The organism is Kitasatospora sp. CB01950 (genome assembly GCF_001905465.1).
In the GTDB taxonomy this organism is placed as follows: domain Bacteria; phylum Actinomycetota; class Actinomycetes; order Streptomycetales; family Streptomycetaceae; genus Kitasatospora.
On record NZ_LISX01000001.1, the window covers coordinates 18,557 to 38,234 of the forward strand.

At 74.0% G+C, this 19,678-nt stretch carries 15 protein-coding genes and 1 tRNA gene; 8 read left to right on the forward strand and 8 right to left on the reverse strand.

The annotated features are described in order from the left end of the window. The first annotated feature begins 211 nt into the window (after nt 1-211). Complete coding sequence (locus tag AMK19_RS00095) at nt 212-1,390, forward strand: hypothetical protein (protein ID WP_083646399.1); 1,179 nt, start codon at nt 212-214, stop codon at nt 1,388-1,390. A 195-nt stretch (nt 1,391-1,585) separates the two neighbouring features. Next, the gene (locus AMK19_RS00100) at nt 1,586-2,857 is read left to right on the forward strand and encodes a peptidoglycan-binding protein (RefSeq protein ID WP_073808220.1); all 1,272 of its coding nucleotides are present in this window, start codon (nt 1,586-1,588) and stop codon (nt 2,855-2,857) included. A 28-nt stretch (nt 2,858-2,885) separates the two neighbouring features. Here the strand turns inward: AMK19_RS00100 and AMK19_RS00105 are convergent, their stop codons facing one another. From AMK19_RS00105 to AMK19_RS00125, 5 genes are read right to left on the reverse strand one after another with little or no spacing between them, the layout of a single operon-like run. Next, entirely contained in the window at nt 2,886-3,566 is a 681-nt protein-coding gene (locus tag AMK19_RS00105) for a TrmH family RNA methyltransferase (protein WP_073807056.1), read from the reverse strand. Continuing rightward, entirely contained in the window at nt 3,563-5,698 is a 2,136-nt protein-coding gene (locus AMK19_RS00110) for an FUSC family protein (RefSeq protein WP_073807057.1), read from the reverse strand. Before AMK19_RS00110 ends, AMK19_RS00105 begins: the two co-directional genes overlap by 4 nt. A gap of 9 nt (nt 5,699-5,707) precedes the next feature. Continuing rightward, a complete protein-coding gene (locus tag AMK19_RS00115; protein ID WP_143199991.1) occupies nt 5,708-6,664 on the reverse strand; it encodes an HTTM domain-containing protein in 957 nt (318 codons plus the stop codon). Further along, on the reverse strand, nt 6,661-7,296 hold the full coding sequence (locus AMK19_RS00120; RefSeq protein WP_073807059.1) for a DUF5819 family protein: 636 nt from the start codon (nt 7,294-7,296) through the stop codon (nt 6,661-6,663). The genes AMK19_RS00115 and AMK19_RS00120 overlap by 4 nt, the downstream gene beginning before the upstream one ends. 47 nt (nt 7,297-7,343) lie before the next feature. Continuing rightward, complete coding sequence (locus AMK19_RS00125) at nt 7,344-8,462, reverse strand: rhodanese-like domain-containing protein (RefSeq protein ID WP_083646401.1); 1,119 nt, start codon at nt 8,460-8,462, stop codon at nt 7,344-7,346. Between the two features lie 213 nt (nt 8,463-8,675). Between AMK19_RS00125 and AMK19_RS00130 the strand changes: the two genes are divergently transcribed. Then, a complete protein-coding gene (locus AMK19_RS00130; RefSeq protein ID WP_073807063.1) occupies nt 8,676-11,369 on the forward strand; it encodes a SpoIIE family protein phosphatase in 2,694 nt (897 codons plus the stop codon). Nucleotides 11,370-11,382: 13 nt separating this feature from the next. On the opposite strand, the gene AMK19_RS35765 is transcribed toward AMK19_RS00130, so the two are convergent. Together AMK19_RS35765 and AMK19_RS00140 are read right to left on the reverse strand one after the other, a co-directional pair. Continuing rightward, nucleotides 11,383-12,147, reverse strand: coding sequence for a hypothetical protein (locus AMK19_RS35765; protein ID WP_158071844.1), 765 nt, complete (start codon nt 12,145-12,147; stop codon nt 11,383-11,385). Nucleotides 12,148-12,364: 217 nt separating this feature from the next. After that, nucleotides 12,365-14,155: a phosphatidylglycerol lysyltransferase domain-containing protein gene (locus AMK19_RS00140; protein ID WP_083646402.1), complete on the reverse strand. Its 1,791-nt coding sequence runs from the start codon at nt 14,153-14,155 to the stop codon at nt 12,365-12,367. 180 nt (nt 14,156-14,335) lie between these two features. Here AMK19_RS00140 and AMK19_RS00145 point away from each other — a divergent pair, with 180 nt between their 5' ends. Both AMK19_RS00145 and AMK19_RS00150 read left to right on the forward strand, forming a co-directional pair. Next, nucleotides 14,336-15,004 (forward strand): response regulator, encoded by a 669-nt coding sequence (locus AMK19_RS00145; protein ID WP_073807064.1) that lies wholly within the window; start codon nt 14,336-14,338, stop codon nt 15,002-15,004. After that, the gene (locus AMK19_RS00150; RefSeq protein ID WP_083646403.1) at nt 15,001-16,152 is read left to right on the forward strand and encodes a sensor histidine kinase; all 1,152 of its coding nucleotides are present in this window, start codon (nt 15,001-15,003) and stop codon (nt 16,150-16,152) included. Before AMK19_RS00145 ends, AMK19_RS00150 begins: the two co-directional genes overlap by 4 nt. A 103-nt stretch (nt 16,153-16,255) precedes the next feature. Here AMK19_RS00150 and AMK19_RS00155 read toward each other — a convergent pair. Then, nucleotides 16,256-16,339, reverse strand: a tRNA-Leu gene (locus tag AMK19_RS00155). A 351-nt stretch (nt 16,340-16,690) separates the two neighbouring features. Between AMK19_RS00155 and AMK19_RS00160 the strand changes: the two genes are divergently transcribed. The 3 genes from AMK19_RS00160 to AMK19_RS00170 are packed head-to-tail and all read left to right on the forward strand — an operon-like array spanning nt 16,691 to nt 19,660. Beyond that, a complete protein-coding gene (locus tag AMK19_RS00160) occupies nt 16,691-17,557 on the forward strand; it encodes an FhaA domain-containing protein (protein ID WP_073807066.1) in 867 nt (288 codons plus the stop codon). A 12-nt stretch (nt 17,558-17,569) separates the two neighbouring features. Further along, nucleotides 17,570-18,094: an FHA domain-containing protein FhaB/FipA gene (locus tag AMK19_RS00165; protein ID WP_073807068.1), complete on the forward strand. Its 525-nt coding sequence runs from the start codon at nt 17,570-17,572 to the stop codon at nt 18,092-18,094. A 45-nt stretch (nt 18,095-18,139) separates the two neighbouring features. Then, nucleotides 18,140-19,660 carry a protein phosphatase 2C domain-containing protein gene (locus AMK19_RS00170; RefSeq protein ID WP_073807069.1) on the forward strand — a complete coding sequence of 507 codons (1,521 nt, stop codon included), beginning with the start codon at nt 18,140-18,142 and terminating at the stop codon, nt 19,658-19,660. Nucleotides 19,661-19,678: the final 18 nt, after the last annotated feature.

Below are 19,678 nucleotides of genomic sequence, written 5' to 3' on the forward strand. Positions count from 1 at the left end.
GTCTCCACGGGCCCTCCCGGCACCTGTGTGTCAGGAGTGTTTCCAGTGCGATCCGTCTGCGAAATACTTGTCGTGACCACTGTCATATGTCCTGATTGATGACGTAGCCTCTCAACCCTGCATAGGGTTCCCCCACACTCGGCGGCGCACCTCCGACGCACCGCGGAGCCGGGGCGAACCCACCGAACCCGCCGGGTGGGGAAGGTGTCGCATGGGCTCACAGCAACCACAGCACGCCGGCCGGCTCCGCCTGGTCGGCCAGCGCGAACACGGCGGTGACCGGCCACCGGCCGGACCGGCCGCGCCGGCCGGCCCGCAGGCAGCCGTCCGCAACTCCGCCGCACCCGTATCCGCTCCCGCGGCACAGGCCGCCGTCACCGCACAGGCCGCCGTCGCCGCGACGGCCACCGCCGCCGTCGTTCCCGTCGTTCCCGCCATTCCTGTCGCGCCTGCCATTCCCGCCGTTCCCATCGCGCCCGCAGCACCCGCTTCCCCGCAGGGAGGCTTCGCCGAGGTCCTCAACGCCGCGATCGAGCACAGCGGGCTCAGCCTCGACCGGATCCGCGCCGCGCTCGCCAAACAGGGCGTCAGAGTCAGTGTCACCACGCTCAGTTACTGGCGTCGCGGCCGCAGCCAGCCCGAACGGGCCACCTCGCTGCGCGCCGTCCACCTGCTCGAAGAACTCCTCGGCCTGCGCCACGCCGCCCTCACCGCGCTGCTCGGCCCGCCCCGCCCGCGCGGCCGCTGGGTCACCCAGGGCCCGGCCCCCGACGGCCTGCGGGTCGAGCAGGTCTGGCCCGGCCAGACCGAACTCGGCGAGGTGTTCGCCGAACTCGACGCCCCGCCGGCCGGCCAGCTGGAGCGGCAGTCCATCCACGACGCCTACTACGTCGACGCCTCCCGCCGCGGCCACCTGCTGCGGATGCGCCAGGTGGTCCGCGCCACCGTGGACGGCGTCACCCGGCACGTCGTGGTCCACAAGTCCGACGAGGGCACCGACACCTGCCCCGAGATCACCAACGTCCGGCACGCCCGCCTCGGCCGGGTCCGCCGCCGCCCGGAGAGCGGGCTGTTGGTCGCCGAACTCCTCCTCGACCGGCCGCTCGCCCTCGGCGACTCCACCGTCCTCGAGTACGAGGTGCAGATCCCCGACGCCGGCCCGACCGCCGACTACGGCCGGTTCTTCGCCGCCCCCGTGCGGGAATACGTCCTGCAGGTCCACTTCGACCCCGCCGCCGTCCCCGTCCAGTGCGAGCGCTTCGACCGCACCCCGGGCACCGAGACCGACCGCCACCGCGAGCCCCTCTGGATCGGCGCCTCCGCCAGCGCCCACGTCCTCACCGCCGACCAGCAACCCGGCCAGGTGGGCATCCGCTGGCAGTGGGAATAACCACCGGCCCGGATCCTTCGCCTGACCGACCGTCAGTCCCACCGCCTTACCGCTCCCCCGGCCCGACGCCACGCCGCACGGTCTCCCCGCCGTTCACCCGTTCTGCCCAGTCCGACCGCCCATCAGGTGGTCCGCGCTGCTGCCTCCGTGAAATGTGAGACCCACTCACCGAGGAAAGGCAGGTCCCCTGTGCTGATGGAGTTCAGCGATGTCGAACCGGACGAGTCCTGTGCCTGCGGCGGCTGCACCGCCCGCCGCCGGGCCAGGCACCTCGCCGTCCGGTCGGGCCGAGGCGTCTCGGTGCAGGCCCGCGGCGCGCGGCGGGCGGCGGTGCTGCTGGCCGCCGTCGGCAGCGTGTTCGGCGGCGGGGCGGTGGCGTCGATAGCCGCGGCCGCGCCGCGCACCGACAGCCCGCAGACCGCCACCACGCCGCAGGGCGGGGTCGCGGGCCTGTTCGGCGCACCGCCGACGGCCCGCCGGTCACTGGCCCTGCCCGCCACCACCCGGACGGACATCATGCGGCGGGCGCAGTCCTGGGTGGACCAGAAGGTGCCGTACAGCATGTCGCAGTACTGGTCGGACGGTTACCGGCAGGACTGCTCCGGCTTCGTGTCGATGGCCTGGGGCCTGGGCAGCAGTCAGACCACCTGGACGCTGCCGGACTTCGCCGACCGGATCTCGAAGGACGACCTGCAGCCCGGCGACGTACTGATCTACAACAACGCCGACGACCCGCAGGGCGGCTCCCACGCGGTGCTGTTCGGCGGCTGGGCGGACGGCGCGCACACCAAGTACACGGCCCTGGAGCAGACCCGCCCGGGCACCACCGAACGCAGCACCCCGTACGCCTACTGGCACAACTCCAGCGGCTACCAGCCGTACCGCTACAAGGGGTTGACCCGGCCGTCACCGGCCCCGGACGGCTCGGACGCGTTCCCGGGGGCGGACACGTTCGGGCCCGGCAAGGTCAACGACTACGTGACGCGGCTGGGGAAGCTGCTGGTGGAGCGCGGCGGCGGCCGGTTCTACCGGGAGGGGCCCAGCCCGGACTGGGGCGAGGCCGACCGGAAGGCCACCGAGGCGTTCCAGCTGGCCCAGGGCTGGCGCGGCGCGGAGGCCGACGGCTACCCGGGCAAGGACACCTGGGACTTCCTGGTCCACCACAAGGGCAAGGACATCCCGCCCGCCACCGGCGCCCCGGCGCCGCCCCCGCCCACCACCCAGGCCCTGCCGCCGTTCCCGGGCGCGGACAAGTTCGGGCCGGGCAAGGTCAACGACTACGTCACCCAGCTCGGCCGGCAGCTGGTGAAGAAGGGCTTCGGCGGCTACTACCGCGAGGGCCCGAGCCCGGACTGGGGCGAGGCCGACCGGAAGGCCACCGAGGCCTTCCAACGCGCCCAGGGCTGGACCGGCGCGGAGGCCGACGGCTACCCGGGCCCGCACACCTGGAAGCTGCTGTTCTCCTGACGCACGACGACCGGCGACCGGCGACTGCTCAGCCCTGCGGGAGCGCGCCGACGGCGGCGTGCTCCCGCACCCACGCGTGCATGGCGATCGCCGCGGCCGCCCCGGCGTTGATCGAGCGGGTGGAGCCGAACTGGGCGATCGAGCAGACCGCCGTCGAGTGCGCCCACGCCTCGTCGGTCAGCCCCGGGCCTTCCTGACCGAACAGCAGCACGCAGCGCTCGGGCAGCGGGTAGGTCTCCAGCGGCACCGCGCCGGGCAGGTTGTCGATGCCGATGATCGGCAGTCCCCGTTCGGCGGCGTACGCGGCCAGCGAGGCCACCGAGTCGTGGTGGCGCACGTGCTGGTAGCGGTCGGTCACCATGGCCCCGCGCCGGTTCCAGCGGCGCCGCCCGACGATGTGCACCTCCCCGGCGAGGAAGGCGTTGGCGGTGCGCACCACGGAGCCGATGTTGAAGTCGTGCTGCCAGTTCTCCACGGCGACGTGGAAGCCGTGCCGCCGGGTGTCGAGGTCGGCGACGATCGCCTCGTGCCGCCAGTACCGGTACTGGTCGGTGACGTTGCGGCGGTCGCCGGCGGCGAGCAGCTCGGGGTCGAGCCGGGGGTCGTCGGGCCACGGCTCGGGGTGCGGGCCGACGCCGATCTCGCGGTCGTCGGCGAGGTGTCCGTCGTCGTACTGCTCGCCCTGCTGGGGCACCGAGGTGTCGCTCACGCAGTCGAGGGTACGGGCTCCTCCCGGGCCGGCTGCGGGCGCGTCCGGACGGCCTTCTCCAGCTCGGTGAGCGCCTGCATGACGAGTCGGGCCCCGGCCCGGGTGACGTCGATGCCCTCGTCGCGGGGGAGCGAGGCCAGCAGGTAGTCCCAGCTGCGGTGGGCCTCGCGCAGTTGGGAGAAGTCGACGTTCTGGCCGAGCAGGATCGCGGCGGCGGCGATCGCGGTGGCGTCCCGCAGCTCCTCGCCGAACGCGCCGGCGCCGGGCAGCGGCGGGGCGTCCTCGGCGGGCAGGTGGGCCTCCAGCAGGACGGTGGAGCGGTCCAGCATGCCGACCGCGGAACGGGCCCGGTCGAACTGCTTGCGGCTGAGTTCCGGCGTCCTCGCGAAGTGGTGCACGGGTTCCAGCTCGGCCCGGTCCAGCGCGGCCAGCATCTCGGCGCGGGTCTCCCGAACGTCCAGCAGCGCGGCCCGCACGTCGCCCTCGGCATGCCCGCCGGCCGGCTCGCCGTACGCGGTGAACACGGCGGCCGCGTACCGCCCGGCGGCGGCCAGCCACTCGGCGAGCCGCTCCGGCAGCCGGGCGGTCTGCCAGGTCGGGAACAGCGCGTACGCGCCGAGCGCGACCGCGCCGCCGAGCAGCGTCATCGCGACCCGGTCGAAGGCCAGCTGCACGGGCTCGCCGGGCTGCAGGCCGAGCAGGAACACCACGTAGGAGGAGATCGCGGCCGTCAGCAGCGCGTACCCGGTGCTCAGCATCATGTAGGACATGCCCATCGAGAACACGGCGAGCGAGGCCAGCACCCAGTCGTTGGGCTGGAACACCTGCACGATCGCGGTGGACACCAGCACGCCGGCGACGGTGCCGGCGATCCGGGCGACGCCGCGGCTGAAGGTCTGCGCGAAGTCGGGGCGCATCACCATGGCGGAGGCCATCGGCGCCCAGTAGCCGTGCTCGATGCCCAGCAGCCGGGCCGCCAGGTAGGCGGAGGTGACCACGGCGGACATCCGCATCGCGTGGTGGAAGATCGCCGAGTGCTGGTGCAGCTGCCGGCCGACGGTGGCCAGCGCGGCGGGCGCGACCTTGACCAGCGGGGGGCGGCGCAGTCCGGTGTCGGCGCGGGCCGGGAGGGCGGTCCGGTCCTGCCGGTCGAGCCGGTCGGCAGCCCGGCCGAGCAGCCCGGACAGCCGGCGCGCGGAGCGGCGGGCGCCGCCGCGCAGCAGGTCCTCGCCGGTGCCGGGGCGGGCCAGCGCCAGGCCGGGGGTGTCCTTGGGCAGGCGCACCGCCTCGCCGGTGCGGATCGCCCGGGCCAGCGCGTCCAGCACCTCGGCGGCGGCGGCCAGCACCTCGCGGGCCCGGTCGCGCTCGGGCCCCTCCTCGGCGGCGCCGACCCGCGGGTCGGCGAGCGCGGCCAGCGCGGGCCGGATCCGTTCCGCGACGGTGCGCAGGCCGCGCAGCTCGGGCGGGCGGCGGCGGGCCTGCCGGGCGGTCAGCCGGGCGGCCTGCCGGGCGACGATGAACGGCTCCGGGTCGACGTGCGCCACCGGGTCGTGCCGCAGGCTGCGGGCGTAGTCGCCGAGCCCCGCGTAGGTGTCGGCGAGGGCGTCGCGCTGCGCCCGCCAGCTGTCGATCGGCCACACGGTGACCACCAGCGCCTGCACGCCGCCGCCGATCGAGCAGAGCAGGGCGTGGCCGAGTGCGGCGGACACCGACACCGGCAGCTGCACCACCACCAGCATCACGGACAGCGTGTTGGCGGAGACCACCCCGGCGGTCGGGCTGATCGCCCAGGCCAGACCGGCGCCGAACGCCCACAGCGCGAGCAGCACCGGAAAGGCCCCGGGAATCCCGACGGCCAGGTAGCCGAGGAAGGTCGACACGCCCAGCCCGGCGCCCGCCACCAGGGCCAGCGAGGCACGCGGCCGGAACGAGCGCTGGAAGGTCGCGACCCCGGCGATGAACGCGCCCATCGCGGCGGACGCGGCGTGCGCGGGCCCGTAGATCGCCATCGTCGGGAAGATCACCAGCGCGGCGGCGACCGCGGCGCGCAGCGACCGGCGCGGGTTGGTGAGCGAGAAGTCCACGGTCAGCCCGGCCTTCGCGGTCTCGCGCAGGGCCGTGAACCAGGACATAACGGGAGCTTAGCGACTTTTCCGCCGCCGGCCCGTCAGCGCGCGCTCCACCGCCACCAGCGCCCCGGTGGGCCAGAACACCGCGTCCGCGGAGAGCATCGCCATCGAGAAGAACGGCAGCCCGAGCACCACCGCGATCGCCAGGTGCTCGGCCCCCATCAGCACCAGCAGCACGTTCTTCAGCCGCCTGCTCGCCAGTGCGAACGGGAAGCCCACCTGCGCGAGCACCGTCCCGTAGCTGAGCAGGAAGGTCACCAGCAGGCTGCCGCCGAGCAGCGCCGACAGGCCCGGCCAGGGCGTGAACGAGGCCAGGTGCAGCGGGTAGTGGACGGCGGTGCCGTCCTGCCAGCGGGCGCCCTGCACCTTGTACCAACCGGCCGTGGCGTACACCAGCACCACCTGCACGGCGATCACCAGCATCGCGCAGTTGTGCAGCATCGCCGCCAGCGCGTCGGCCAGCGCCCGCGGCTCGCTCCAGGCGTCCGGGTCGGGGGCGGGTCGGCGGGCGCGGCGGCGGGCGTCCAGCGACCAGACGGCGCCGCAGCGGGTGAACACCAGGTAGATCGCCAGCAGGTGGACCAGGTTGTCGCCGCCGTCGCCGACCAGCACGTTGCGGTTCTGTAGGGACAGCACGGTCAGCGCGAAGACGACGGCGCTCGCCCGGGTGCGCCAGCCGAGCGCGAGGGCCGCGGCCGAGACCAGCGCCAGCAGGTACACCGCCTCGAACCACCCGCGTCCGTCACTCCACGACAGCGCGGTGAAGGCGTGGGTCTCGGCGAGCAGCCGGTCGTTCAGCTCCGCCGACCAGGGCGAGCGGTCCCCGTACAGCAGTCGGCGGTTCGGCCACTCGCGCAGCAGGTAGGCGCCCCAGGTGCCGGCCACCCCGATCCGCACCGCCGCCGCCTGGTGCGGGGCGAGGGTGGTCAGCAGCCGCGGCAGGGCGGCCCGGAGCGCCTCGAACCTCACGACAGGCCCCGCCGGTCCTCGTCCTGCACCGGCCACCAGGGCAGCTCCCGGGCGTGCGGGGAGGTGTCGACCTGCTCGTCGCTCCAGGCGGGCGGGGCGACGGCCCGGGTGTCGGCCCGCAGCTGCACCTGGAGCACCCGCTCCCCGCCGAAGCCGATCCGCTGCAGGGCGATCCGTTTCAGGTACTCCTCGGCAAGTCGGCCGCGCGAGCCGCCGGCGGACGGGCCGTCCCCGTCGGGGTGGGTGGTGGCGTAGAAGTCCCAGGCGCGGCGCAGCAGGTTCTGGTCGAGGTGGCTGGGCGCCGGGTCGTGCCGGATCGCGGCGAGGTCGCCGGCGGTCAGCGAGCGCCAGTCGCGGGTGGTGATCCGGCCGTCGTCGGCGATGGTCTGCACCCGGGCGAACACCGTGACCTCACGCTGCAGCGGGTCCGGTGCGAAGAGCTGCCAGTTCTGCTCGAACTCCGGGTACACCACGGCGTTCAGCTCGACGCGGTACTCGCGGGACAGCGCGTTCTCCGGCGCCACGTGCAGGAACAGCGCGGCGAGGAACGCCAGGGTGCCGGCCCCCAGCCCCGCCCCGGCGAACGTCAGCACCGCCCGGGCGGGCTTCGACCAGACGCGCACGGCGGCCATCCTGCCGCACCGCGCACCCGTTCGAACAGGGGCGGGAGGGGCCGCTGTTACAGGACGAAGGCGTCTTGGCCGCCGCTGCCCACCATCGGGCGGCCGGCGGCCTCCCAGGCGTACATGCCGCCGTCCACGTTCACCGCGTCCCGGCCGTTCCCGACCAGGTACTGCACGACCTGCGCGGAGCGGCCGCCGACCCGGCACAGCACGTACAGCCGGGCGTCGGGCAGCTCGTCGAGGCGGGCCACCACCTGGCCGATCGGGATGTGCAGCGCACCGTCCACGTGGCCGGCGTCCCACTCGTCCTGCTCGCGGACGTCGAGCAGGGCGGCGTCGGCGGGCACCGAGGCGGCGTCGGTGGTGGGCAGCTGAGCGAACATCGGGGCGGTCTCCTGGGGTCGGGGCGAATCGTTCGGGCCATTGTCCGGCAGCAGCGCGGCCAGCCGGGACTGCCGGTCGGACGCGGTGGCCAGCAGCTGCTCGGCGAGGTCCTCCAGCAGGCGTTCCGGCTCGTCCGGGCGGAGCAGCAGCAGCTCGCCCATCGGGGTGCGCTCCAGCCGGACCTGCTCGGTGGCGAGCGCGGTGATCCGGCCGCTCAGCCACTCCAGGCGCTGGCGCAGCCAGGCCAGCCGGTCGGGGGAGTCGACGGCGGGCGCGGACTCCGGGTCGGTGGACCACTCCTCGGCGAGCCGTTCCAGCCCTTCGGTGTCGGCCAGCGCGTACGCCTCGTTGACCCGGGCGATGAACGCGGAGCGGCGCTGCTGCTCGGCCGGGTCGGTGGACAGGTCGGGGTGGGCGCGGCGGGCCAGTTCGCGGTAGACCCGCTGGGCGTCCCTGTCGGGCCGCACCCGGCGGGCCTCCGGCTCGCCCTCGCGCGGGCCGCGCTGCTCGGCGGGCTCGACCCGCTCCCGGGCCTCGGCCGCCCGCCGCAGGTCCTCGGGGTCGCCGCTGAGCGCCGCCACCGCCTCGGCGATCAGCGCGTCCAGCTCGTCCAGTTCGGCGTACAGCGGGCCGAGCAGCTGGTGGTGGGCGAGCGCGAAGTTGTCGATCTCCACCCGCAGGGTGGCCACGTCCACGTCCAGGGTCAGCCAGGCCAGCTCGGCCGCCGCGACCCGCTCCTCCAGCTCCTGCCGCTCCGGATCCGCCCACACCTCGACGCTCGGTACGCTCACCCGGGCAACCCTACCGGGGCCGCCGCGCCGCCCGACCGGGTGATGACGGAGCACACCGGGGGCGCGCCGTCAACGACACGCAACTGATACGGACGAATCTGCCCGATTAACTACCTCCCATTGGCATCTCCGTGCTTCATTGGAGGACGCACGCAAGGACGCGCGCACCGGCCAGGAGGAGCAGCAAGAACTCAAAGGGGCAGACCGATATCCATGGTGGACCAGCCCATTTCCGCACCCGACCGGGCGGACCTGCCGGGCGGCCTCCCCGCCGGGGTGGTGGCGCTGCTGCGGGTGGCCGCCGTGCTGGTCGATCCGGACGGCCGGATCGCGGTGTGGAACCGCACCGCGGAGGAACTCTTCGGCCATCGCGCGGCCGTCGCCGTCGGCCGCACCGCGCACGGTCTGCTGCCCGCCCTCTGCCCCCGCCACGACTCGGACGCCCCCGCGCACCGCTGCGACGCCTTCGACACCCTCGACGACCTCACCGCCGACGGCCCGTGGGCCGGCGGGATGACGGTGCACGACCGCGAGGAACGGCCGCGCGACATCCTCTGGTGGGCCTACCCGCTGGCCGAACCGGCCGGCCGCGCACTGCTGGTGCTGGCCGCCGACGCCGGCCCGCTGCGCGCCGCCGGCCCCCGGATCGCCCTCGGCGAGCGTCTCGTCCCGTACACCGCCGCGCCCGCCGCGGTCCGCCCGCAGCAGGTCGCGGCCGCCCTCGCGCCGCCCGTCGGGCAGGCCCCCGAGGCGCTGGCCGCGCTGCTGCCGCCGGGCTCCGCGGAGCTCCGCGCCCGCCTGCTGGCCGCCCTGTCCGCGGCCGGCCCGCCGGCCCTGCGGGTGGACGGCGCGACGCTGCTCGCGGTCGCCCCGTACCAGTCCTCGCCGGGCGGGCCGTCCGGCACCGCGCGGGTCGCCGCCGGCATCGGCCGCCGCTACCCGACACCGCAGCAGCGGGCCGCCCAGCAGCGCGAGCGCACCGTCCGGCGCCCCGCGGAGCCGCAGCGCGGCACGGGTGCCCGCGCCCCGCTCGGGGTACGGATACAGGCTGCCGGGTCCGCGGAGAACGCGCGGGTGCCCGGCAGCACCGTGCCCAGCCCACGCGAAGCCGCCGCCCACGGCCCGACCCCGGGAGGCCCCGCCATCGACCCCGCCGCCGCCCCACCCGAACCGGCCACCGCCCCGGCCGCCGTGCCCGGCCCCGCCAGGGCCGCCCGCGCCGGCGTCGAGGTGGTCCGCGGCCTGCCCGACGACGGCGACCTCGCGCTGCTGGCCTCGGTCGGCAGCCAGGTCGGCACCACCCTCGACCTGGACACCACCGCCCGCGAGCTGTGCGCGGTGCTGGTCCCCCGGGTCGCCGACTTCGCCTGCGTGGACGTCCTCGACGGGCTGCTCTCGGACGGCGAACTCCCCGCCGACCCGCCCGACGACCGCACCGTGCTGCGCCGCGTCGCCCGCACCTTCAACGCCGGCTCGCCGCGCTGGAACCACGTCCTGGACGAGGGCTCGCTGCTCACCATGCCGCGCGCCACCCCGCCCGGGCTGGCCCTGCAGGAGAACCAGCCGGTGCTGGTGCCGCTGATCTCCGCGGACGTCGCGGTCGACTACGCGGCCTCGCTGGGCGGCCCCGAACTGGAGCCGACCGTGGTCGGCCGCTCGATGCTGGTGCTGCCGCTGTCCGCCCGCGGCGCGGTGCTCGGCATCCTCAAGCTGCTGCGGCTGTCCGACCGGGCGCCGTTCACCCGCGCCGACGCCGACACCCTCAAGGAGATCGCCGCCCGCGCCGCCCTGTCGCTGGACAACGCCCGGCTGCACCGCGCCGAGTCCAAGGTCGCCACCACCCTGCAGCGCTCGATGATCCCCACCCGCCCGCCGAAGATCCCCGGCGTGCAGATCGCCCACCGCTACATGCCGGGCGACCGCAAGGCCGAGGTCGGCGGCGACTGGTTCGACGCCATCCAGCTGCCCGGCAGCCGGGTCGCCCTGGTGGTCGGCGACGTGATGGGCCACGGCCTGCACTCGGCCGCCGCGATGGGCCGCTTCCGCACCGCCATGCAGACCCTCGCCGCCCTCGACCTGCCACCCGGCCAGCTGCTGCGCCACCTCGACAACCTGGCCCTGAAGATCGGCGACGACCACCTGGCGACCTGCCTGTACGCCGTCTACGACCCGATCAACCGCACCTGCGAACTCGCCTCGGCCGGCCACGTCCCGCCTGTCCTGGTCCACCCCGACGGGCGCGGCGAACTGCTCGACCTGCCCTCGGGCGCGCCGATCGGCGTCGGCGGGGTGCCGTTCGTCGCCACCCGGATCGACGTCTCGGACGGCTCGATGCTGGTGCTGTGCACCGACGGCCTGGTCGAGGTCCGCGGCGGCGACATAGGAGAAGGTCTGGCCGCGCTGTGCGGCAACCTGATCGACCCCAAGCAGACCCCCGACGAGGCCTGCGACACCGTGCTGAACACCCTGCACTCGGACGACCGGCAGGACGACATCGCGCTGCTGGTGGCCCGCTTCGACGGCGTCCCGCCGACCGAGGTCGCCACCTGGCAGCTGGGCGTCACCGAGGCCGAGGTCGGCCGGGCCCGCCGCCTGGTGCGCGACCAGCTCGCCGCCTGGCAGCTGACGGCCATCGGCGAGACGGTCGAGCTGCTGGTGTCCGAACTGGTCACCAACGCCGTCCGGGTGGCCCGCTCCGAGGTGCAGCTGCAGCTGATCCGGGTCGACAAGCTGCTGGTAGAGGTCAGCGACGACAACCACAACCTGCCGTCGCTGGAGCCCGCCGACTCGCTGTCCGAGCACGGCCGCGGCCTGAACCTGGTCAGCAAGCTGGCCGAGAAGTGGGGCACCTCCCGCAAGGCGGTCGGCAAGGTCGTCTACTTCGAGATGCCGCTGCCCCGCGGCTGAGCACCCGTCGGGGTCAGGGCGTGACGGCCCTGGCCCCGCCCTGCGCCACCGAGGCGGCCGCGCCGACCCCGGACAGCACCCGCGGCCAGTAGTCGCCGAACACCTCGACCCAGACCGAGATCAGCACCGCCGTGCTGATCGCCACCAGGTGCTCCAGACCCGCCAGGTTCGGCAGCAGCGCCGCCTCCACCACCATCGCCAGCACCACGGCGCCGCCCGTCCACCAGGCCCGGCAGCGGAACGCCACCACCACGGCCAGCGCCACCACCGCCGCCGACGGCCCGGTGTCGCGCACGTGCGCCACCCAGCGCGGGAACCCCAGCAGGTGGTGCGGGCCGAGCGCCACCGCGACCCGGGCGAACAGCGTCCCCGCCAGGGTGCAGACGTACGCGACCACCAGGGTCAGCCGCCGCCCCAGCACGATCTCCGCCACCCCGAACACCAGGAACACCTGCGCCAGCGCCCCCCACACCGGCAGGTCCAGGGCCGGCACGTACAGCGACAGCGGCGTACGCAGCAGCGACACGTCCAGCGGCAGCGCCGCCTTCACCACCCCGATGTCCGCGACGAACCGGGCCCCGCCCGGCAGGTGCTGGACGATCGAGAACAGCAGCACCAGCGCGGTCGCCGCGGTCGCCAGCGGCACCGCCGCGAATTTCCGCCGCAGCACCCGTTCCTTCACGGCGCCGAACAGCGCCCCCCACTCGGCGACCGCGGCCCGGCGGAATACCGCCCCCGGCCCCGATCGCACGCCCCCCGCGTGGGTGTTCTGCTTCACGTCCCGATTCTCCCGTTTCCGACGTACGGCTTTTCCCGACGTCCGTCCTGTTTCGCGCCTCGTTCCACGCCTCTTCTTCGACACTACGCAGCGGACGTATCAAGGGCATCAGCTTCGAAGCCCGATCACGTCCTACCGGAGTCTGATCTCCCGGCCCGCTCCGCCCCCCGGCGGAGGGACCACCGTCCCGGACCCGTCGGGCCGGGAAGCCCGTGGCTCAGCCCTTGCGGGCGTGGCGTCGCCGGAACAGCGCCGGCATGGTCGGCACCGTGATGAAACCCTCCGCGCGGGCGGAGGCGATACCGATCCGCGGAATCTCGCTGCTCTTCTGGAAGAGCAGATACCGCGGCTCCCAGATCGGCCGGTATTTCGCGTTCGCCCGGTACAGCGACTCGATCTGCCACCAGCGGGAGAAGAATCCCAGCACCGCCCGCCACAGCCGCAGCACCGGTCCGGCGCCCAGCTTGGAGCCGCGCTCGAAAACCGACCGGAACATCGCGAAGTTCAGCGAGACCCGTTCCAGTTCGACCTCCTTCGCGCGCTGCAGGAGTTCGATGACCATGAACTCCATCAGGCCGTTCTCGCTGTCCCGGTCGCGCCGCATCAGGTCCAGCGACAGGCCGTGCACGCCCCACGGGACGAAGCTCAGCAGCGCCCGCAGCTCGCCGTCCCCGTCGAAGCACTCCAGCATCACGCAGCGTCCGTCGCACGCGTCGCCGAGCCGGCCGAGCGCCATCGAGAAGCCGCGCTCGGTCGCGCCGTCGCGCCAGTGGTCGGCCTTGGCGACCAGTTCGGCCATCTCCGTCTCCGGGATGTCCTCGTGGCGACGGATCCGCACCGTGTACCCGGCCCGCTTGACCCGGTTGTAGGCCTGCCGGACCACCCGCATCGCGCGGCCGTCCAGCGAGAACTCGTCCAGCTCGACGATCGCCTCGTCGCCCAGCTCCAGCGCGTCCAGGCCGTGCCGGGCGTAGATCACCCCGGCCTCCTCGGAGGCGCCCATCACGGCCGGCACCCAGGCGTGCTCGCGGGCCTCCGCCAGCCAGGCGTCGATCGCGCCCGGCCAGGCCTCCGGGTCGCCGATCGGGTCGCCGGACGCCAGCGTGACGCCGCCGACCACCCGGTAGGCGATCGCCGCCTTCCCGCTCGGCGAGAAGACCACGGCCTTGTCCCGACGCAGCGCGAAGTAGCCCAGCGAGTCCCGCTCGCCCTGCTTCTCCAGCAGCTCGCGCAGCTTCTGCTCGTCCTCGTCGGTCTGCAGCTCCTCGCCGCGCGGCGAGCGGAACGTCACGTACACCACGCCCAGGAACAGCAGCGCGCCCATCACGTTGATCGCCGCGTTCACCCAGGTCGGCACGGAGACCACGTCGATCACCTTCGCCGACGGCGTCACGGTGATCATCCGGTGCACGGAGTAGCTGAACCGGGTGCCGAAGCCCGCCCCGCTGATGTGGTTGGTCAGCTGCACCAGCACCGAGCCGATCAGGCCGCCGAGCAGCACGCCGCCGACGCCCGCCGCGACCGCGGTCTTCGGGTTGGAGCGGTCGCCCTTGGAGGTGAACTCCCGGCGCGAGACCAGCAGCGCCACCAGGAACAGACCGGTCAGCACCACCGAGAACCAGTTCAGGGGGTGCGAGGTGAAGTGCTCCCCCCAGACCATCAGCGCCAGGAAGGTGGCGAAGGTCAGCCCCGCCGCGACGGTGTTGAAGATCCACGCCGCCCGCTTGCGGCGCCGCATCGCCACCGCCAGGAACAGCGACAGCGCGACCGCGGTCAGCCCGGCGGTGACCAGGTAGGGGGTGAAGAACTCCCCCTCGTTGTGACGCTGCACCTGGTTCCGGAACGGCACCGACAGCACCGCCACCAGGTTGAGCAGCGCGACCAGTCGCAGGTACCAGACCGTCGACCCGGCGGCCCGGCGCCGCCAGCGCTCCAGCGGACCGGGGCCTTCGCCCCGGGTGGGGGACACGGCCGAGGCAGCCGTCTTCACTGTGGACACAGCAACCATTCCAGACGATCGAAACTCGGGGCGCATCCGCGCGCAGTCTGCGCACTCGGCCCCGATTTCCATGGTTGCCCAGCGGAGATGAGAATTGCGTGAATCCGGTAGCGGATTCCCACCCCCGCCGATCGGCGGGGGTCCCGGGCCGTTCCCGGGACCGAACCGAAACCCCCACGAGGGAGAGACATGCCGCCGACCCGGGTCCTGATCGTGGACGACGAGGTGCTGGTCCGCTCCGGGCTCGGCCTCATCGTCGGCTCCGCACCCGACCTGGAGGTCGTCGGCGGCTGCTCCGGCGGCCAGGCCGAACAGCAGACCCTGGCGCTCTCCCCGGAGGTGGTGCTGCTCGACGTCCGGATGCCCGACCTGGACGGCATCAGCGTGCTGCGCCGGCTGCGCGCACTGCCCGACCCGCCGGTCGTCGCGATGCTCACCACCTTCGACACCGAGGAGTACATCGGCACCGCGCTGCGCGCCGGGGCCGCCGGCTTCCTGCTCAAGGACACCGCGCCCGAACAGCTGGTGCACGCCGTCCGGGTGCTCGCGTCCGGCGGCAGCGTGCTCTCCCCGACCGTCGCCCGCACCGTGATCACCGGCTACGTCGACGGCGGCGGCCCCGACCTCACCGCCACCGCCCTCACCCACCGGCTCACCGGCCGCGAACTCGACGTACTGGCGCTGCTCGGCGAGGGCCTCTCCAACGCCGAGATAGCCGACCGCCTGTTCCTCGGCACCGGCACCGTCAAGGACCACATCAGCGCCATCCTGGCCAAGCTCGGCGCCGCCAACCGGGTCCAGGCCGCCGTCGTCGCGCACCGCGCCGGCCTGGTCCGCGAACGCCGGGACGGGGAGTGACCGACGCCACCGCCGAGGTCGGGGCCGCCGCCGTCCCGCGACGCCGGGCCTGGCTGCGCTCCCCCCGCACCACCCTGCTGGTCCCGGTCGCGGCCGCCGCGGTCGACTCCGCCCTGGTCGCCAAGGGCTCCGAGCCCTGGCAGATCGCCCTGTCCGCGCTGTCCGTCGTCGCCCTGCTCGCCCGCCGCCGCTACCCGCTGACGGTCGCCCTGCTCGCGCTGCCCGGCGCGTTCTTCAACGAGATCTGGCTGGCCCCGCTCACCGCCGTGTACGCGGTCTCCGCCGCCTACCCGAAGCCCCGGATCCCGGTCGCCTGCGCGGTCTCCTTCGCCCTGGTCGAGTTCTTCCACTGGCCTTTCGCCCCGGACCTGTTCGCACTCAGCCGGGACAACGCGCTGTACGCCATCCAGTGCGTGATGCTCGGCGCCGGACCGGCCGCGCTCGGCATGCTCACCCGCACCCGCCGCGAACTCGGCGAACGCGTCACCGAACTCACCCAGGGCCGCCGGCGCGAGAGCCGGCTGATCGCCGAACGGGTGCTGACCGCCGAACGCGCCCGGCTGGCCCGCGAGATGCACGACGTGGTCTCCCACCAGGTCAGCCTGATCTCCATCCAGGCCGGGGCGATCCAGGTCGCCAGCACCGACCCGGCCGCCCGGGACGGCGCCCGCACCATCCGCGAACTCTCCGTCCGCACCCTGGACGAACTCCGCCAGATGGTCGGCGTGCTGCGCGCCGACGGCGCCCGCAGCGGCACCCCGCTCACCCCGCAGCCCACCCTCGCCGACCTGCCCCGGCTGATCGGCGGCAGCGGCCTGCCCGTCGCCCACCGGCTCGACCCCGGCCGCCGCGACTGGCCCGAGGCCGTCGAACGGGCCGCGTACCGGACCGTCCAGGAGGGCCTCACCAACATCAGCAAGCACGCCCCCGGCGCCCAGGTCACCGTCCGGGTCGCCGCCCGCGGCGAGAAGCTCCACATCGAGGTCCGCAACGGCCCGCCGACCGGCCCCGCCCCCGCCGCCCCGCTGCCCGGCGGCGGACACGGCCTGGTCGGCCTGCGCGAGCGCGCCGCCCTGCTCGGCGGCACCTTCACCGCCGGCCCCACCCCCGACGGCGGCTTCGCCCTGCACGCCGTGCTGCCCGCCTGAGCCCGCGCTGCCTGCCTGAGCCCGCGCCGACGACGCGGCAGGGCGGCATTTCCGGGAACAACAAAAAAGCCCCGCAGATCCTGAGATCTGCGGGGCTTCGCTGTGCGCGAGGGGGGAGTTGAACCCCCACGCCCTTTCGGGCACTGGAACCTGAATCCAGCGCGTCTGCCTATTCCGCCACCCGCGCATGGGTGTTGTCTTCGGGAGCTTGTCGCTCTTTCGACTCTTCGAGAAGCTTAGCGCATCTCTCCGGGTCTTCCGTTCGGCTCCCTTGCGGGTGCCCCTTCCGACATGGAAAACATTAGCACGCCCCGAGCCCCACCTGCGAATCCATTCCGCCGGGCCCCCTGCACGCCTCCCACCGGGCCGCAACCGGGGGCCGGGCCGAACGGGTGAGCGGACCGCCCAGTGGGTACCCTCCGGGCGCGACCTGGCCGGGGAACCGTACGGAAGGGCCGGGCGTGGATACGATCAGTACGGAAGTACCGCTTTCCAGCCGAGAAGCCGGCCCGACCGACGCCCTGAAAGGGGGTGCACCGTGGGAGTCCTGAAGAAGTTCGAGCAGCGACTCGAAGGTCTCGTGAACGGCACCTTCGCCAAGGTGTTCAAGTCCGAGGTCCAACCGGTGGAGATCGCCGGCGCCCTGCAGCGCGAGTGCGACAACAACGCCAGCATCTGGAACCGGGACCGCACGGTCGTCCCGAACGACTTCATCGTCGAACTCAGCCCGCACGACCACGAGCGCCTCAGCCCCTACGCCGGGCAGCTCGGCAACGAGCTCGCCGGCATGGTCCGCGAGTACGCCGAGGCGCAGCGCTACACCTTCATGGGCCCGCTGCAGGTCGCCCTGGAGAAGGCCGACGACCTGGACACCGGCCTGTACCGGGTGCGCAGCCGCACGCTGACGTCCGAGGAGCCGCAGCAGCCGCCCGCGCCGCCCGCCGCCGCGCCCGGCTACGGCCGCCCGCCGACGCCGCCGGCCCCGGGCGCGCCCTGGCAGCAGGGCGGCGGCGCCCCGTACGGCGCTCCGCCGCCGCCCTCCGCCCCGCCCGCGATGCCGCCCGCCCCGCCGGCCCCCGGCAACAACGTCCGGCCGTTCCCCGGCGCGGGCCACGGCGGCGCCGGCACCCGGCGCTGGATCGAGGTGAACGGCGCCCGCCACCAGATCAGCCAGAACGCGGTCGTGCTGGGCCGCTCCACCGAGGCCGACATCCGGATCGACGACCCCGGGGTGTCCCGCAAGCACGCGGAGATCCGCCCCGGTACGCCCGCGATGGTCATGGACCTCGGCTCCACCAACGGCATCGTGGTGGACGGGCAGCACACCCAGCGCGCTACGCTCCGCGACGGCTCCCGGATCGTCCTGGGGTCGACCACCATCGTCTACCGACAGGTCGAAGGGTAGAAGCGGGCCGGTATGTCTGATCTGACCCTCACGGTCATGCGGCTGGGCTTCCTCGCCGTGCTGTGGCTGTTCGTCATCGTCGCGGTGCAGGTGATCCGCAGCGACCTGTTCACCACCAAGAGCGCCGCCCCGCGCTCCGGGCACCGGGCCGCGCCCACCGCCCCCACCGCGGCCGGCGCGGGCCGCCCGCCGCAGGGGCAGCCCGGCGGCGCCCAGCAGCAGCAGGCCCGGCAGCGCCGCGGCCAGCCCACCCACCTGGTGGTGACCCAGGGGTCGCTGGCGGGCACCACGGTCGCACTGCACGGCCAGACCGTGACGCTGGGCCGGGCACACGACTCCACGATCGTCCTGGACGACGACTACGCGTCCTCCCGTCACGCCAGGATCTACCCGGATCAGGCTGGGCAGTGGACCGTGGAGGATCTAGGCTCCACCAACGGCACCTATCTGGACCGACAGCGGCTGACCACGCCGACGCCGCTCCAGATCGGGGTGCCGATCCGAATCGGCAGGACCGTCATCGAACTGCGGAAGTAGTCAGCGCATGAGGACCAGCTCCACCCGAAGGAGGGCCCGGACAGCATGAGTCTCGTGCTGCGCTTCGCCGCCGGCTCGCACAAGGGCCTGATCCGCGAGGGGAACGAGGACTCCGGCTACGCCGGACCCCGGCTGCTCGCGGTGGCCGACGGCATGGGCGGGGCGGCGGCCGGTGAGGTCGCCTCCTCCGAGGTGCTGGGGTCGATCGTCCGCCTCGACGAGGAACAACCCGGCGCCGACCTGCTGTCCCTGCTGGGCGAGGCGGTGCAGACGGCCAACGACCGGCTGCGCCAGATGGTCGACCAGGACCCGCAGCTCGAAGGCATGGGCTGCACCCTCACCGCGCTGCTGTGGGACGGCCACCGGATGGGCCAGGTGCACATCGGCGACTCCCGCGCCTACCTGCTGCGGGACGGCCGGCTCGACCAGATCACCCAGGACCACACCTGGGTGCAGCGGCTGGTCGACGAGGGCCGGATCACCGCCGAGGAGGCCGAGACCCACCCGCAGCGCTCGCTGCTGATGCGCGCCCTGGACGGCCGCGGCCAGGTCGAGCCCGACCTGTCGATCCGCGAGGTCCGGGCCGGCGACCGCTACCTGATCTGCTCCGACGGCCTGTCCGGCCCGGTCAGCCACCAGACCCTGGAGGAGACGCTCGGCAGCTACTACGCGCCGCAGCAGACCGTCCAGGAGCTGATCCAGCTGGCGCTGCGCGGCGGCGGCCCGGACAACATCACCTGCATCGTCGCGGACGTGATCGACGTCGGCGCCACGGACACCCTCAGCGGCCAGGTCAAGCAGGCCCCCGAGGTGGTCGGCGCGGTCGCCGACACCCAGGCGAACCCGATGCACGACCCGCACCTGCTGGACACGCCCGCCGGTCGCGCGGCCGGCCTCGGCCGCGCCCCGCAGGCCCCGCAGGGCGCCTTCGGGCCCGCCGAGGGCTACCAGGGCGGCTACGACCAGCCCGGTGGCTACGGCGGCCCGGCCGGCGACTTCGGCCCCGCCGAGGGCTACCAGGACGGCTTCGACCAGTCGGGCGGCTACGGCGACCCGGCGGGCTTCCCGCCCGGCGACGGCGCCGAGTACGGCGACCCCGACCCCTACGAGGGCGAGGCCCCGCCGAGTCGGCGCAAGAAGAAGAGCGGCCTGAAGTTCACCCTGATCGGGGTGCTGGTGCTCGCGCTGCTCGGCGGCGGCGGTTTCTTCGCCTGGCAGTGGAACCAGAACCAGTACTACGTCGGCACCGACAACGGCCACCTCGCCGTGTTCCGCGGCACCGACCAGAACCTGGCCGGACTGAAGCTCAGCTCGGTCTACCAGCAGTTCACCGACGTGGAGCTGAAGTACCTGCCCGCGTTCCAGCGCGACCAGGTCGCCAAGAACATCCAGGCGAGCAGCCTGGACGACGCCCGGAAGCAGGTCGAGACGCTGCGCGCGCAGGCCGACGTCTGCAAGAAGGTCGCCGAGTCCAAGGCCGCCCCGGCCACCGGGGACGCCACGCCGTCCGCCCCGCCGTTGACCGAGCAGGAACAGCAACTCGCCGTTTCCTGCTCCGGGCAGTAGCCGCGGGCGATCCCGGGG

Bases quoted from the DNA above. Each gene is read 5' to 3' on its own strand.
- AMK19_RS00100 (WP_073808220.1), top strand. From the start codon at position 1,586: ATGGAGTTCAGCGATGTCGAACCGGACGAGTCCTGTGCCTGCGGCGGC.
- AMK19_RS00165 (WP_073807068.1), top strand. From the start codon at position 17,570: ATGTCTGATCTGACCCTCACGGTCATGCGGCTGGGCTTCCTCGCCGTG.
- AMK19_RS00120 (WP_073807059.1), bottom strand. From the start codon at position 7,296: ATGGCCGCCGTGCGCGTCTGGTCGAAGCCCGCCCGGGCGGTGCTGACG.
- AMK19_RS00130 (WP_073807063.1), top strand. From the start codon at position 8,676: ATGGTGGACCAGCCCATTTCCGCACCCGACCGGGCGGACCTGCCGGGC.
- AMK19_RS00095 (WP_083646399.1), top strand. From the start codon at position 212: ATGGGCTCACAGCAACCACAGCACGCCGGCCGGCTCCGCCTGGTCGGC.
- AMK19_RS00110 (WP_073807057.1), bottom strand. From the start codon at position 5,698: ATGTCCTGGTTCACGGCCCTGCGCGAGACCGCGAAGGCCGGGCTGACC.
- AMK19_RS00145 (WP_073807064.1), top strand. From the start codon at position 14,336: ATGCCGCCGACCCGGGTCCTGATCGTGGACGACGAGGTGCTGGTCCGC.
- AMK19_RS00170 (WP_073807069.1), top strand. From the start codon at position 18,140: ATGAGTCTCGTGCTGCGCTTCGCCGCCGGCTCGCACAAGGGCCTGATC.
- AMK19_RS00140 (WP_083646402.1), bottom strand. From the start codon at position 14,155: ATGGTTGCTGTGTCCACAGTGAAGACGGCTGCCTCGGCCGTGTCCCCC.